We start from the raw sequence: 12197 nt of genomic DNA, 5'->3' as shown, positions 1-12197 counted from the left end.
CCTCCTGCAGCTAGTCACCAAGCATGTGCTTGTTACACTGAGCCAACCATTGGAGTACTTAGATGCTTGCACGGGCGCCACATACAACAACTATCGCCCTGACACTGCTGACGATTCTGGCCTCCGGCCTGAGTGGCTGCGCCAGCTGGTTTGGCAGTGATTTTCAGGACCCGCACGTCCACCTGGTCAAGGTCGATGTGATCAAGGCGCGCCTGCTCGAACAGCGCTTCAGCCTGCGCTTTCGCATCGACAACCCCAACGACTCCGAGCTGGCCATACGCGGCCTGGTCTACGACGTCCAGCTCAATGGCATTCCTCTGGCCACAGGCCAATCCAGCCAATCGGTCGAGGTTCCGGCCCACGGGCACCGCGAGTTCGAGGTGCCGGTACGCACCAACCTCTGGCGCCACCTCAAGGGGCTGGTTAAGTCGCTGGAGGACACCGAGCGGCCACTTCGCTACCAGCTGCGCGGCGAAGTGAAGGTTGGCAGCATGCTGTTCGGGCGCAGCGTGCATCTGCAGCGTAATGGCGAGATAATTCCCGGCGATTACATCCCGGAGTGAGTTACATGACTCAGCAACCCCACGTTCACGGCCCCGACTGCAACCATGATCACGACCACGATCATCATCACGATGACGGCCACGTCCACGGCCCACACTGCAACCACCACCATCAGGAGCCGGTGCGCAACCCGCTGAAGGAAGTCGGGCGCAACGACCCCTGCCCCTGCGGCAGCCAGAAGAAGTTCAAGAAGTGCCACGGCGCCTGATCTGAATATCCCGGCTGGGCGCAACGCCCCGCCGGGCCCCCACTACTCCCCACCGCTGCCGCCCTCTACAATCCGCCCATCGTCCGCCGCCCCGCGCCAGGAGCCAGTCATGGGTTCGCGCCTGTTTTCCCGTTCGCTATCGCTAACCGCTGCCGCCACCCTGGGCAGCACCCTGCTTCTCAGCGGCTGCCAATCCTTCCTCGACAGCCGCTATGCCAGCAGCGTGCACCCGGATCAGGGCATCGTCCGTGTCCAAGGTCTGGCACAGAGCGTGGTCATCCGGCGCAACCCACTGGGCATGCCGCTGATCGAGACCGGCACCTTCCACGACGCTCTGTTCAGCCTGGGCTACGTGCACGCCGCCGACCGTCTCAGCCAGATGGTCGGCATGCGCCTGCTGGCCGAAGGCCGCCTGGCCGAGATGAATGGCCCCGGCGTGCTGGAAATCGACCGTTTCATGCGCACGGTCAACCTGCGCGCCCAGGCCGAGGTGCTGTACAAGAACGCATCGCCGCGGATCAAGAAGTTCTTCGAGGTGTATGCCCGCGGCGTCAACGCCTACCTGTTCCGCTACCAGAACAAGCTACCGATGGATCTGGCCGAGACCAGCTACCGCCCGGCCTACTGGAAGCCGGAAGACTCGGTGCTGCTGTTCTGCCTGCTCAACTTCGGCCTGTCGGTGAACCTACAGGAAGAGATCGCCGCACTGACCCTGGCGGACAAGGTCGGCGCCGACAAACTGGCCTGGCTGCTGCCCACCTACCCGGACGAACCACTGCCCTTCGAGGAGGCCGAGAAGCTGCGCGGCCTCAGCCTCGGCGGCAAGATTCCGGGACTGGCCGCCGTCGAAAGCGTCGCCGGCCAGGTCGCCGCAATGAACATGCTCGGCATCGCCGCTTCCAACAACTGGGCCATCGCCCCGCAGAACAGCCGCAGCGGCAAGAGCCTGCTGGCCAACGACACCCACCTGCCACTGTCCATGCCCTCGATCTGGAACTTCGTGCAGATCCGCTCGCCGAAATTCCAGGCCGCCGGCGTGTCCATCGCCGGTGTGCCCGCCGTGGTCGCCGGCTTCAACGGCAAGCTGGCCTGGGGCATGACCATGGTCATGGGCGACAACCAGGACCTGTTCCTGGAAAAGGTCAAGCGCGAGGGCAGCCGGCTCTACTACCTGGCCGATGGCAAGTGGCAGCCGGCTCGCGAACGCCAGGAGACCTTCTTCATCCGTGGCCAGCGGCCGATCCGCGAGACCATCTGGGAAACCCGCCACGGCCCGCTGCTCAACTCGGCGCTGGGTGAGCGCAAGACGCCCCTGCAGCCGCTGCCGTTCTCCAGCGGTTACGGCCTGGCGCTGCATAGCATTCAAGGCGAGGCGGACAAATCGATCGACGCCTTCTTCGACCTGTCCCGCGCCCAATCGGTGGATGAAGCCTTCGAAGCCACCCGTGACGTACGCGCAATGGCGCTGAACATCGTCTTCGCCGACGCCCAGCACATCGGCTGGCAAGTCACCGGCCGCTACCCCAATCGCAAACAGGGCGTTGGCCTGGTGCCCTCGCCGGGCTGGGATGGCGCCTACGACTGGGATGGCTACGCCGATGCCATGCTCCACCCCTACGACCAGGACCCAATGCAGGGCTGGCTGGGCACCGCCAACCACCGCACGGTGCCGCGTGGCTATGGCATGCAACTCTCCAACTCCTGGTTCTACCCCGAGCGCGCCGAGCGCATCGCGCAACTGGCCGGCAGCGGCAAGCACGATCAGAAGAGCATGATCGCCATGCAACTCGACCAGAACACACCATTCGCCGGCAAGCTGCAGGCGATGCTGGAAGCGCCAGGCATGGCAGCGTCACTGCAGCAGGCCATCGCCGCCCTGCCGGCAGCCGAGCGCAGCAAGGCCGAGGAGGCCTACAAGCGCCTGATGGCCTTCGACGGCCGCATGACCGCCAGCTCAGCCGATGCCGCGCTGTACGGCGCCTTCCTCCAGGAGAGCGCCAGGGACATCTTCCTCGATGAACTGGGCCCGCAGAGCAGCCCCGCCTGGAAGGCATTGGTGGACACCGCCAACAACAGCTATTCGGCCCAGGCCGACCACCTGCTCGGCCGCGATGACAGCCCGTTCTGGGACGATGTGAAGACGCCGCAGAAGGAAGACAAGCCGGCGATCCTGGCGCGCAGCCTGGCTGGTGCCGTCACCTACCTGGAAGGCAAGCTCGGCACCAATCGCAGCACCTGGCAGTGGGGCAAGCTGCACCAGTATTACTGGACCAGCAACGCGACCAAGATGGCCCCCTACCTCAGCGCCAGCCAGCGCAGTGGCATCGAATCCATCAGCAGCTACCTGGATCGCGGCCCCTACCCGGCCGGCGGCGACCACGGCACGCTCAACGTGGCCGCCTACGAGTGGGGCAACAACTTCGACGTGTGGCTGATTCCGGCCATGCGCATCGTCGTCGATTTCGGCCTGGCGGAGCCGATGATCGGCGTCAACAGCTCGGGCCAGTCCGGCAACCCGGCCAGCCCGCACTATGCCGACGGCATCGAAACCTGGCGCAAGGGCGACTACATGAGTTTCCCGTTCCAGAGCGGCAATGTCGACAAGGTCTACGGCAGCAAACGGCTGATGCTGATGCCGGGCAAATAGCTCCCGCCAAAGCACTCTGCAGGGCGCCGCGAGGCGCCCTTTTGCTGCCACCAGGAAATGTGCACGCCCGCACAAACCGCTCTAGCCTGGCACTTCCATTCGTCGGCCAGGCATCTTCTGCGCGCACTTGGGCCCTATCGGGCAGTCCGAGAAAAACTCCTTATTCATCAGCCCCGACCATAGAGGAATAGGCTTTTTTCCAAATAAAAAGTCATTTTGTTGACGCCAATATAACGACGAATGGTCGTTACACTCCGCCTCGCTTGCCCGTATAAAGCGCGCCATGTCCCGGCCCAGACGGCCGCGTGACATGTATCACGTCATTCAGCATGCGCGTACTGGCAAGGCGGCTAGGCAGTTCTGGGACAGGGATCTTCTGCACTCCGAATGACCCCGCTCTTCTGCTGCCGGAGTCAACCGCACCATGATCGATCTCAACACCTGGAACCTGACCATTCCTGTCGGCGAGCCTGCCACCACCATCTCCACCCCGCTGCTCGCCAGTGGTTACCGGGACGACTATTTCAAGAACATCGATGGCACCCTGTTCTTCTGGGCGCCCGTCGATGGCACTACCACCAAGAACGCCAAGTACCCGCGCAGCGAACTGCGTGAGACCTATGCCGATGGCAAGCTGCGCAACTGGAAATATCAGGATGCCGACAACTTCCTGCGCGCCACGCTGAAGGTCACTCAGGTGCCGTCCACCGGCAAGGTTGTCATTGGCCAAATCCACAATGTGGAAGGCACCGATCCGCCCATCAAACTGCAGTACCACTACAAGGCGGATCTGCAGACCGGTGTCATCAGCGCCATCTACCGCCTTAAGCCCGGTGCCAGTACCCTCAGCGCCACGGTGATGAGTGGTGTGCCGCTGGGCCAGGATTTTTCCTACACCATTGCCCTGACCAAGGCTGGCACGCTGGCGGTTTACGCCAAGATGCCAAGCACCGAAACCGTACGCTGGGTCGCCAAGCTGGATTCATCCTGGGCGGCGCAGACCCTGTACTTCAAGGCCGGCTCCTACGTGCAGGACAACGTCGGCGACAACACCGAAGCCGGCTCGGTGAGGTTCTCCAGCCTGCGCGTCGAGCACAACCCGTAAGCTCAATCGGGGCCGGCAGTGGACGCTGGCTCCCCGAGTAAGAAGCCATCTTTTAAGCACCAGCCGATATATAACGTCGCAAGCAAATCCTTAAACAGTTTAAAAACAGCCCTTTACAGCCGATTTGTAGCACTACACTTCAAATCGAGCGGCTAACCCCGCTCCCGGTGGGGCCTTTATTAGAATCAAGAACAGCTGCCAGGCATCGGCCCCACCGGCACCCTTTGCGAGGGGACCATGGGAATCGCCGCCAACGAGCTGTGCCAACACGTCATCCGCCCTACCCTGCTCTACCTGGGGTGCCACTCTCCTAGCGCCGAAGCCTTGCTGCTCGGCAGCGCCGCCAGCCAGTCCGCACTCGGCAGCGCTCTTGGCGATCCACATGGCCATGGCCTCTACCACATCAGCGAACTGCGCCACCGACAGTTGTGGGACCAGCACCTGGCCCGCGACCCGGACCTGGCCAGCCTGGTGCGCGGCCTCGCCAGCCAGCATGCCTTCCTTGCCGCCCCGCATCTGGAGCTGGCGGTCAACCTGCGCTATGCCACCGCCATCGCCTGGATGCTGATCGAGGCAGAGCACACCACCCTGCCGGCCGCCGACGATCTGCACGGCCTGGCCCGCGTCTGGCGCCGGGTATTCCACCCCCAGGGTCGTCTGCGCGATTTTCTCCAGGCCTGGCAGCACTGCGTCGTTGGGCAGTATCGCGCAGCCTGAACCTCGCGCTGACCAATTGGTCAATTAACGAGCTTGAAAACCTCGTTGATTCGCTTACGAATCTTCACGAAAAAGGCATTCCAGAGCGGTTGGCAAGCCATGGCAAAAGCTATAGCTTGCCGCCCTCGTTTTCGCTGTTCGTGAGCATCCTAATGAAAAATCTCTGGTTGAAGACTTCCCTCGCCCTGGCCGTCAGCGCGATTTCCACTCACAGCCTGGGCAACGGAATTGCCATCAACGAACAGAGCGTCAGCGGCATGGGTACCTCCTTTGCCGGGCGCGCTTCTGCTGCGACCGACGCCACCATCTTGTTCGGCAACCCGGCCGGTATCAGCAAGCTGGATCGCCCGCAAGTAGTGGGCGGCTTCGCCGTAATCAAGGCCGACATCGACATCGATGACGCCAACGCTGAAACCAGTGATGGCGACATGGTGCCCACCTCTGCCGTCCCCTTCGCCTACTACACCAGCCCGATCAACGAGCAGTGGAGCTGGGGCATCGGCATGTACGTGCCCTATGCGCTGGTGAGCGACTATGAGAAAAGCTTCGGTGGCCGCTACAAGGGCCTGTACAGCAAGGTCGAAGTGGTCACCCTGCAGCCGACCCTGAGCTACAAGATCAACGACCGCGTCTCCGTCGGCTTCGGCCCGACCATCAACAAGATCAAAGGCAAGTTGACCAGCAACCTGAACGACGGCGCTCTGGCTGCAATCGGCGGCTCGGGTGATGCCAAGGTCAACATCAAGGGTGACGACACCGCAGTCGGGTTCAACCTCGGCGTACTGGTCGACGTTACCGACAGCCTCACCTGGGGCCTGACCTACCACTCCAAGGTCGACTACACCCTTGAAGGCCGCACCAAGGTCAGCAGTTTCGATGGCCCGGTACTCGGCACGCTGAATGGCGAATATGACGCCAGCCTGGACTTCACCACACCCGAGACGGTAGACACTTCGATCACCTACAAGCTCGATGACAAGTGGACCCTGTACGGCGGCACAACCTGGACGCGCTGGAGTCGCCTGGACGCCATCGTGGTCGAGAACGAGAACTCTCCCAACCTCACCATTCCAGGTATCGGCACCCTGCCCGCGCCGCTGGGCGTCGTAAGCGAAGAGCTGAAATGGCATGACACCTGGTCCTATGCCATCGGTGCCTCCTACCAGCTCAATCCGCAGTGGGTATTGCGTACCGGCCTGGCTTTCGATCCGTCGCCCGCCGAGAACGCCCACCGCACCGTGCGTATCCCGGTGGGCAACCGCAAGGTGTTCTCCCTGGGTGCCGGCTGGTCGCCGAGCGCCGACCTGACCATCGACGTGGCTTATTCCTACCTGCACGAGAGCAAGGCCTCGATCGACCAGGCCGACCGCACGCTATCGGCAGGCCCGATCAGTGCCAACATTGCCCCCGGCTACAGCGCCGAGTACCGCAACAACGCCCATGGCCTGGGCCTGCAGGCCACCTACCGCTTCTAAGCGCGGTAGGCAGCGACAAAAAAGCCGGGCATCTGCCCGGCTTTTTCTTGCCTCGGATTTATTCAGCCGCCGGCGCGGCCTGTGGCTGAGCGATGGCCTGCTCCACTGCGGCGATCAGGTCTTCATCATCCGGCTTGGTCAGGCTGGAGAAGCTGGCAATCACCTTGCCATCGCGCCCCACCACGTATTTGTAGAAGTTCCAGCGCGGCGCACTGCTCTGCTCGGCCAGCTCGCGGAACAGCGGTACGGCATCGGCTCCACTGACCGCTTGCGGCTCGCTCATTGCGAAGGTCACGCCGTAGTTGATGAAACAGACCTTGGCGGTTTCCTCAGTGGTATCGGCCTCCTGACGAAAATCATCCGAGGGCACGCCCAGCACTTCCAACCCCTGAGCCTTGTAGCGCTGGTAGAGCGCTTCGAGGCCCTTGAACTGCGGGGTGAAACCACAATGGCTAGCGGTATTGACCACCACCAGTGGCTTGCCGGCGAAACGCTGGCACAGGTCTATCTGCTCCTTGCTGCGCAGTTGCTGCAACGGTGCCTGGTCCTGCAGCAAGGGCGGACACTCTGCCGCCCACAGAGGGCTGCTCAGTAACAGGGCGGCGACTCCGGCGATTCGCGGGAACATGGGTAATTCTCCAGTGCGGTAATAGGGCAACGCTACTCGCCCAGCCCCGCCCCGGCAATGCTCAACACAGACTCATGCCCAGTTGCAGCAGCGCCAGGCCACCCTGACTCCAGCCCCACCAGGCCAGCGCCAGCAACAGGCCGACGGCCAGCACCACGCCAAACCCGGCGGTACGGCTCATATCAAGCCCTCGGCCCGCAGGCGCGCCACGGGCTGCTCGCGTACCGGCCAGTTGAGCACCGCCGCCAGCAGGCCGAACAGAATCGCCAGCTGCCAGACCATGTCGTAGCTGCCGGTATGGTCATACAGATAGCCACCCAGCCAGCCGCCGAGGAAGGAGCCGAGCTGATGGAACAGAAAGACGATACCGCCGAGCATGGACAGGTTGCGTACGCCGAACAGCGTTGCCACCGTGCCATTGGTCAAGGGCACCGTGGACAGCCAGAGAAAGCCCATGGCCATGCCGAAGGCATAGGCGCTCCACTCGGTAAGCGGCGAGTAGACGAAGGCGACGATCACCAGCGTGCGCAGCAGGTAAAGGCCGGTCAGCAGGCGCGGCTTGGACAGGCGCCCGCCGAGCCAGCCGGCCACATAGGTGCCGAAGATATTGAACAGCCCCACCAGCGCCAGCACCGTGGTGCCGACCGTCGCGGGCAGGTGCTGGTCGACCAGGTAGGACGGCAGATGCACACCGATGAATACCACCTGGAAGCCACAGACGAAGAAGCCCAGCGCCAGCAGCCAGAAACCCGAGTGACTGCACGCCTCGCGCAGCGCCTGGCCCAGGCTCTGTTCGGTGCCGCCGGCTACCGGTAGCGGTTGGTCACGAATCATCAGGGCCAGCGGCACGATCAGGGCCACCAGCAGGCCCAGCGCCAGCAGCGCCGAGGACCAGCCCAACCAGCCGATCAGGCCCAGACTGCCCGGCAGCATGGCGAACTGGCCGAAGGAGCCGGCCGCCGCCGCAACGCCCATGCCCATGCTGCGCTTCTCCGCCGGCAGGGCACGGCCCACCACGCCGAGCAGCACCGAGAAGGAGGTGCCGGACAGGCCGATACCGATCAACAACCCTGCACTCAGCGACAGCGACCAGGCCGAGTCCGAACTGGCCATCAGCGCCAGGCCAGCGGCATACAGCAGGCCGCCGACGACGATGACCCGCCGCGCGCCGAAGCGGTCGGCAATGGCGCCGGTCACCGGCTGAGCCAAGCCCCAGATCAGGTTCTGCAAAGCGATGGCGAAGGCAAAGGTCTCGCGGCCCCAGCCGTACTCGCTGCTCATCGGCGCCAGGAACAGGCCGAAGCCATGACGGATGCCGAGGGACAGGGCCAGCACCAGCGATGCGCCGAGGAGCACCAAGCCCGCCGTGCGCCAGGATGCGCCGTGCGTGGAATCATTCATCTGCGTCGTCTCCGCGGGCCACGCCCGTCAATCGATGGTTTCCAGATCGTCGAGCAGCAGCATCAGCGCTGCGCGCTTGTCAGCGCCCAGGCGCCGGGCCAGTGCCTGCTGGGCCTGCTCCCACAGCGGTGCGCCCTGCTCCAGCACCAACAGGCCGGCCTCATTCAACGCCACCTGCCGGCTGCGCTGGTCGCTGCCGTCGCCCAGTTCAACCAGGCCCATGCCCTGCACCACCTTGAGGTTGCGCCCCAGGGTGCTGCGATCCAGCCCCATGGCCTCGGCCAGGCCGGTAATGCTCGGCTGGCCGAGGCGCTGCAGGTTGCGCAGCAGGGAGAATTGCGCGGCATTGAGCCCGACCGGCGCCAGGGCGTCGTCGTAGAAGCGGGTCACGCCACGGCTGGCGCGGCGCAATTTGGTACAGAGGCATTGGGTCGGCAACATGGATACAGGTATATACCCGCATCAGCCGAGCCGACAGATACAGTTGCCGGGCAAGCCGGCAGCACAGATCGAAGGAGAGTCTCTCAGTGATTCAAAGCTGCAGCGCCAGGACCAGCAGCACAGCGCACTCCGCCAGCTCCAGCAGAGCACCGGCCGTATCTCCGGTGGTACCCCCCAGGCGGGCGACAAAGGCACGGCGTAGCAGCCAGAACACCAGGGCCGCCGCCAGCAGGGCGAGCACAGCACTCCAGCCCAACAACAACATGACCACCCCATGCGCTGCCAGCATCCAGGGCAGTTGCTCGCGCGGCAGATGCTCGCTCAACGCGGCGCCCAGGCCACCGGCACGCACATAGGGCGTAGTCATCAACAGCAGCGGCAACAGTGCCCGCCCCAGCCAGGGTGCCAGCAGCAACCCGCCCCAGGCACCCTGTTCCAGCAGCACGACCAGGGCGGCGAACTTGAGCAACAACACCAGCACCAGCAGCACAACGGCAATCGGCCCGCTGCGCGGGTCCTTCATGATCGTCAGGGTGCGCTCGCGGTCGCCATAGCCACCGACCCAGGCATCGGCCGTGTCGGCCAGGCCATCCAGATGCAGGCCGCCACTGAAAGCAACCCACGCGGCCAACAGGATGGCGGCCTGCAGCAGCGGCGCCACCTCACCCAGCAGGCCATGCAGCCCCAGCAGCAAGCCTCCGAGCAACAGGCCGACCGCCGGATACCACAGCAGCGAGCGGCCGATCTGCGTCGGCTCGGGCATGCCCGGCAGGCGCACCGGCAGGCGCGAGAGGAACTGCAGGGCGATCAGCGCCGGCAGCGGCAACATCAGGCTTCGCTCAAGGCCAGATTGGCGCCGACCTGCAGGCCATGCAGCGCGCCGTACCCGACCTCCACCTGCAGCAGCTGGCTTTCCGGCAGGCCACGGGCACGGGCCAGCAACAGGCGCATCACCCCGCCATGGGTCACCAGCAGCACCCGCTGGCCTGCCAGCTCAGCCTGCAAACGCTCGACGGCAGCCAGCACGCGGTTGGCGAACTCACGCACCGGCTCGGCCTCAGGCGGGGTGAAGCGATAGGGATCGTTCCAGAACTGGCCCAAGGCCTCGGGATTTTCCAGCAGGATTTCCGCCGAATTGCGCCCTTCCCAGGCACCAAAGTGCAGCTCGCGCAGGTCCGCCTCGATGCGCAGCGGCAGGCCATTGGCTTCAGCATATTGCGTGGCGAAGACGGCGCAGCGCTGCAGCGGCGAGCTGATCACCAGGTCCCAGGGGCCTTGGCCCGCCAGGGCCTGGTGCATCTGCTGCCAGCCCTGCTCGCTCAGCGCATCATCGCTGCTGCCGCGAAAACCGGGGCCCGCCAGCGTCGCGCCGTGGCGCAACATATCCAGATAAAGACTCATGAACGGTCCTCGACCAGTGCTTCGGAAAACGTCGCCATGCTGCCGTGCAGCGCACAGGCCAGCTTGATCAGCGGCAGCGCCAGGGCCGCGCCGCTGCCCTCGCCCAGGCGCAGGCCGAGGTCAAGCAACGGCTCCGCGCCCAGCTCGGCCAACAGGGCGGCATGGCCCGGCTCGGCGCCGGCATGGGCGAAAAGCAGCCAGGGTTGCACGCCAGGATTCAGGCGCAGCGCGCAGAGCGCCGCAGCGGAGCAGATAAAGCCATCGACCACAGCCGGAATGCCGAGCTGGGCGCAGGTCAGGTAGGCACCGGCCAGGGCCGCCAGCTCGAAGCCGCCGAGCCGGCGCAGCGCCTCGAACGGCTCACCCAGGTGCGCGCCATGCAGGGCCAGGGCGCGCTCGATGACCGCCTGCTTGTGACGGACGCCGGCGCCATCCAGCCCGGTGCCGGGCCCGGTCAACAGAGCCGGGCTGAGATCACCGAGCGCGCAGGCCAGCGCCGTGGCGGCGCTGGTATTGCCGATACCCATCTCGCCGGCGAGGAACAGATCGCAGCCGGCGGCCTGGGCCTCCAGCACAGTCTCACGACCAGCCTGCAGGGCAGCCAGACACTGTTCCGCCGTCATCGCCGCCTCGGCGGCGAAGTTGGCGGTGCCCGCGCCCAGGCGCAGATGGCGCACGCCGGGCAGCTCCAGTTCTGGATTGATGGTGCCCAGGTCGATCAGGCGCAGCGGCATACCCTGCTCGCGCGCCAGCACGCTGACTGCAGCGCCGCCGCCAACGAAGTTGGCCAGCATCTGCGCGGTGACCGCCTGCGGGTAAGCGGACACGCCCTCGGCCACCACCCCGTGGTCGCCGGCGAACAGCGCCAGCTGCGGGTTGCTGATCGCGGGTTTCTCCCGCCCCTGCAGCGCGGCCAGGCGCACGGCCAGCGCCTCCAGTATGCCGAGGGCGCCGGTCGGTTTGGTCAGCTGTGCCTGACGCGCCAGGGCCGCGGCCTCAGCAGTGACATCGGGCTGGCGGCACGCCTGCAGCCACCAGGTTGCAGCGGTCATAGCGACTCTCCTTTGAGCAACATGGGCAAGCCGGCCACACAGAACTGCACGCGCTCGGCGCGCTCGGCAACGGCCTGGTGCAGCCAGCCGGCCTCGTCGACGTAACGGCGGGTCAGCTCGCCCAGCGGCACCACGCCCAGCCCGGTCTCGTTGCTGACCAGGATGATGCGCCCCGGCAGCTCGGCCAGCGCTTCGAGAAAGGCATCGCGCTGCATGGCCAGGCGGGTGTCGTCGTCCAGCATCAGCAGGTTGGTCAGCCACAGCGTCAGGCAGTCGACCAGCAGGCAGCGCCCAGCGGCGGCATGTTCGCGCAGCACGTGGGCCAGTTCGATCGGCTCCTCGACCAGCGCCCACTCGGCCGGACGCCGTTCGCGGTGATGGGCGATACGCGCGCTCATCTCGCCATCCAGCGCCTGGCTGGTGGCGATATAGGTGACGGCCAGGCCGCTGTGCATGGCCAGCTTCTCGGCCAGGCGGCTCTTGCCGGAGCGCGCGCCACCGAGGATCAGTTCAAGCATGAAGAGCCCTCTCGGAAAACAGCGGGAGCGGGTTCTGCCC

13 protein-coding genes are annotated in these 12197 nt (G+C 65.1%); 6 read left to right on the top strand and 7 right to left on the bottom strand.

Annotation, left to right across the window (positions count from 1 at the left end; all coding sequences use genetic code 11):
- Window positions 1–62: 62 nt before the first annotated feature.
- The 6 genes from AYB31_RS17085 (at window position 63) to AYB31_RS17060 (ending at window position 6716) form a co-directional block, all read left to right on the top strand.
- On the top strand, window positions 63–563 hold the full coding sequence (locus AYB31_RS17085) for an LEA type 2 family protein (RefSeq protein ID WP_068829920.1): 501 nt from the start codon (window positions 63–65) through the stop codon (window positions 561–563).
- Window positions 564–568: 5 nt separating this feature from the next.
- Entirely contained in the window at window positions 569–772 is a 204-nt protein-coding gene (locus AYB31_RS17080; protein WP_068829918.1) for an SEC-C metal-binding domain-containing protein, read from the top strand.
- Window positions 773–881: 109 nt separating this feature from the next.
- A complete protein-coding gene (locus AYB31_RS17075) occupies window positions 882–3419 on the top strand; it encodes a penicillin acylase family protein (RefSeq protein WP_068829917.1) in 2538 nt (845 codons plus the stop codon).
- Window positions 3420–3843: 424 nt separating this feature from the next.
- On the top strand, window positions 3844–4524 hold the full coding sequence (locus AYB31_RS17070; RefSeq protein WP_068829915.1) for a polysaccharide lyase family 7 protein: 681 nt from the start codon (window positions 3844–3846) through the stop codon (window positions 4522–4524).
- A 237-nt stretch (window positions 4525–4761) separates the two neighbouring features.
- Complete coding sequence (locus AYB31_RS17065) at window positions 4762–5241, top strand: hypothetical protein (protein WP_068829914.1); 480 nt, start codon at window positions 4762–4764, stop codon at window positions 5239–5241.
- Window positions 5242–5393: 152 nt separating this feature from the next.
- The gene (locus AYB31_RS17060) at window positions 5394–6716 is read left to right on the top strand and encodes an OmpP1/FadL family transporter (RefSeq protein ID WP_068829913.1); all 1323 of its coding nucleotides are present in this window, start codon (window positions 5394–5396) and stop codon (window positions 6714–6716) included.
- 58 nt (window positions 6717–6774) lie between these two features.
- Here AYB31_RS17060 and AYB31_RS17055 read toward each other — a convergent pair whose 3' ends face one another.
- From AYB31_RS17055 to cobU, 7 genes are all read right to left on the bottom strand, one after another.
- Window positions 6775–7344: a glutathione peroxidase gene (locus AYB31_RS17055; protein ID WP_068829911.1), complete on the bottom strand. Its 570-nt coding sequence runs from the start codon at window positions 7342–7344 to the stop codon at window positions 6775–6777.
- 177 nt (window positions 7345–7521) lie between these two features.
- The gene (locus AYB31_RS17050; RefSeq protein ID WP_068829909.1) at window positions 7522–8745 is read right to left on the bottom strand and encodes an MFS transporter; all 1224 of its coding nucleotides are present in this window, start codon (window positions 8743–8745) and stop codon (window positions 7522–7524) included.
- A 27-nt stretch (window positions 8746–8772) separates the two neighbouring features.
- On the bottom strand, window positions 8773–9186 hold the full coding sequence (locus tag AYB31_RS17045; protein ID WP_068829907.1) for a MarR family winged helix-turn-helix transcriptional regulator: 414 nt from the start codon (window positions 9184–9186) through the stop codon (window positions 8773–8775).
- Between the two features lie 91 nt (window positions 9187–9277).
- On the bottom strand, window positions 9278–10015 hold the full coding sequence (locus AYB31_RS17040; protein ID WP_068829906.1) for an adenosylcobinamide-GDP ribazoletransferase: 738 nt from the start codon (window positions 10013–10015) through the stop codon (window positions 9278–9280).
- Window positions 10015–10587: an alpha-ribazole phosphatase family protein gene (gene cobC, locus AYB31_RS17035; RefSeq protein WP_068829905.1), complete on the bottom strand. Its 573-nt coding sequence runs from the start codon at window positions 10585–10587 to the stop codon at window positions 10015–10017. The genes AYB31_RS17040 and cobC overlap by 1 nt, the downstream gene beginning before the upstream one ends.
- Window positions 10584–11639, bottom strand: a complete 1056-nt coding sequence (cobT, locus tag AYB31_RS17030) for a nicotinate-nucleotide--dimethylbenzimidazole phosphoribosyltransferase (protein ID WP_068829904.1) — start codon at window positions 11637–11639, stop codon at window positions 10584–10586. Before cobT ends, cobC begins: the two co-directional genes overlap by 4 nt.
- Entirely contained in the window at window positions 11636–12157 is a 522-nt protein-coding gene (gene cobU, locus AYB31_RS17025; protein WP_068829903.1) for a bifunctional adenosylcobinamide kinase/adenosylcobinamide-phosphate guanylyltransferase, read from the bottom strand. Before cobU ends, cobT begins: the two co-directional genes overlap by 4 nt.
- Window positions 12158–12197 lie beyond the last annotated feature (40 nt).

Origin of the sequence: Pseudomonas sp. BMS12 (assembly GCF_001592875.1) — a bacterium.
Lineage (GTDB): Bacteria > Pseudomonadota > Gammaproteobacteria > Pseudomonadales > Pseudomonadaceae > Aquipseudomonas.
Note: the sequence above shows the minus strand (reverse complement) of the source record. Positions and strands in the feature narration are given on the sequence as shown.

Excerpts from the sequence above, each read along its gene's own strand:
- AYB31_RS17085 (WP_068829920.1), top strand. The coding sequence starts at position 63 with ATGCTTGCACGGGCGCCACATACAACAACTATCGCCCTGACACTGCTG.
- AYB31_RS17080 (WP_068829918.1), top strand. The coding sequence starts at position 569 with ATGACTCAGCAACCCCACGTTCACGGCCCCGACTGCAACCATGATCAC.
- AYB31_RS17075 (WP_068829917.1), top strand. The coding sequence starts at position 882 with ATGGGTTCGCGCCTGTTTTCCCGTTCGCTATCGCTAACCGCTGCCGCC.
- AYB31_RS17070 (WP_068829915.1), top strand. The coding sequence starts at position 3,844 with ATGATCGATCTCAACACCTGGAACCTGACCATTCCTGTCGGCGAGCCT.
- AYB31_RS17065 (WP_068829914.1), top strand. The coding sequence starts at position 4,762 with ATGGGAATCGCCGCCAACGAGCTGTGCCAACACGTCATCCGCCCTACC.
- AYB31_RS17060 (WP_068829913.1), top strand. The coding sequence starts at position 5,394 with ATGAAAAATCTCTGGTTGAAGACTTCCCTCGCCCTGGCCGTCAGCGCG.
- AYB31_RS17055 (WP_068829911.1), bottom strand. The coding sequence starts at position 7,344 with ATGTTCCCGCGAATCGCCGGAGTCGCCGCCCTGTTACTGAGCAGCCCT.
- AYB31_RS17050 (WP_068829909.1), bottom strand. The coding sequence starts at position 8,745 with ATGAATGATTCCACGCACGGCGCATCCTGGCGCACGGCGGGCTTGGTG.
- AYB31_RS17045 (WP_068829907.1), bottom strand. The coding sequence starts at position 9,186 with ATGTTGCCGACCCAATGCCTCTGTACCAAATTGCGCCGCGCCAGCCGT.
- AYB31_RS17040 (WP_068829906.1), bottom strand. The coding sequence starts at position 10,015 with ATGTTGCCGCTGCCGGCGCTGATCGCCCTGCAGTTCCTCTCGCGCCTG.
- cobC (WP_068829905.1), bottom strand. The coding sequence starts at position 10,587 with ATGAGTCTTTATCTGGATATGTTGCGCCACGGCGCGACGCTGGCGGGC.
- cobT (WP_068829904.1), bottom strand. The coding sequence starts at position 11,639 with ATGACCGCTGCAACCTGGTGGCTGCAGGCGTGCCGCCAGCCCGATGTC.
- cobU (WP_068829903.1), bottom strand. The coding sequence starts at position 12,157 with ATGCTTGAACTGATCCTCGGTGGCGCGCGCTCCGGCAAGAGCCGCCTG.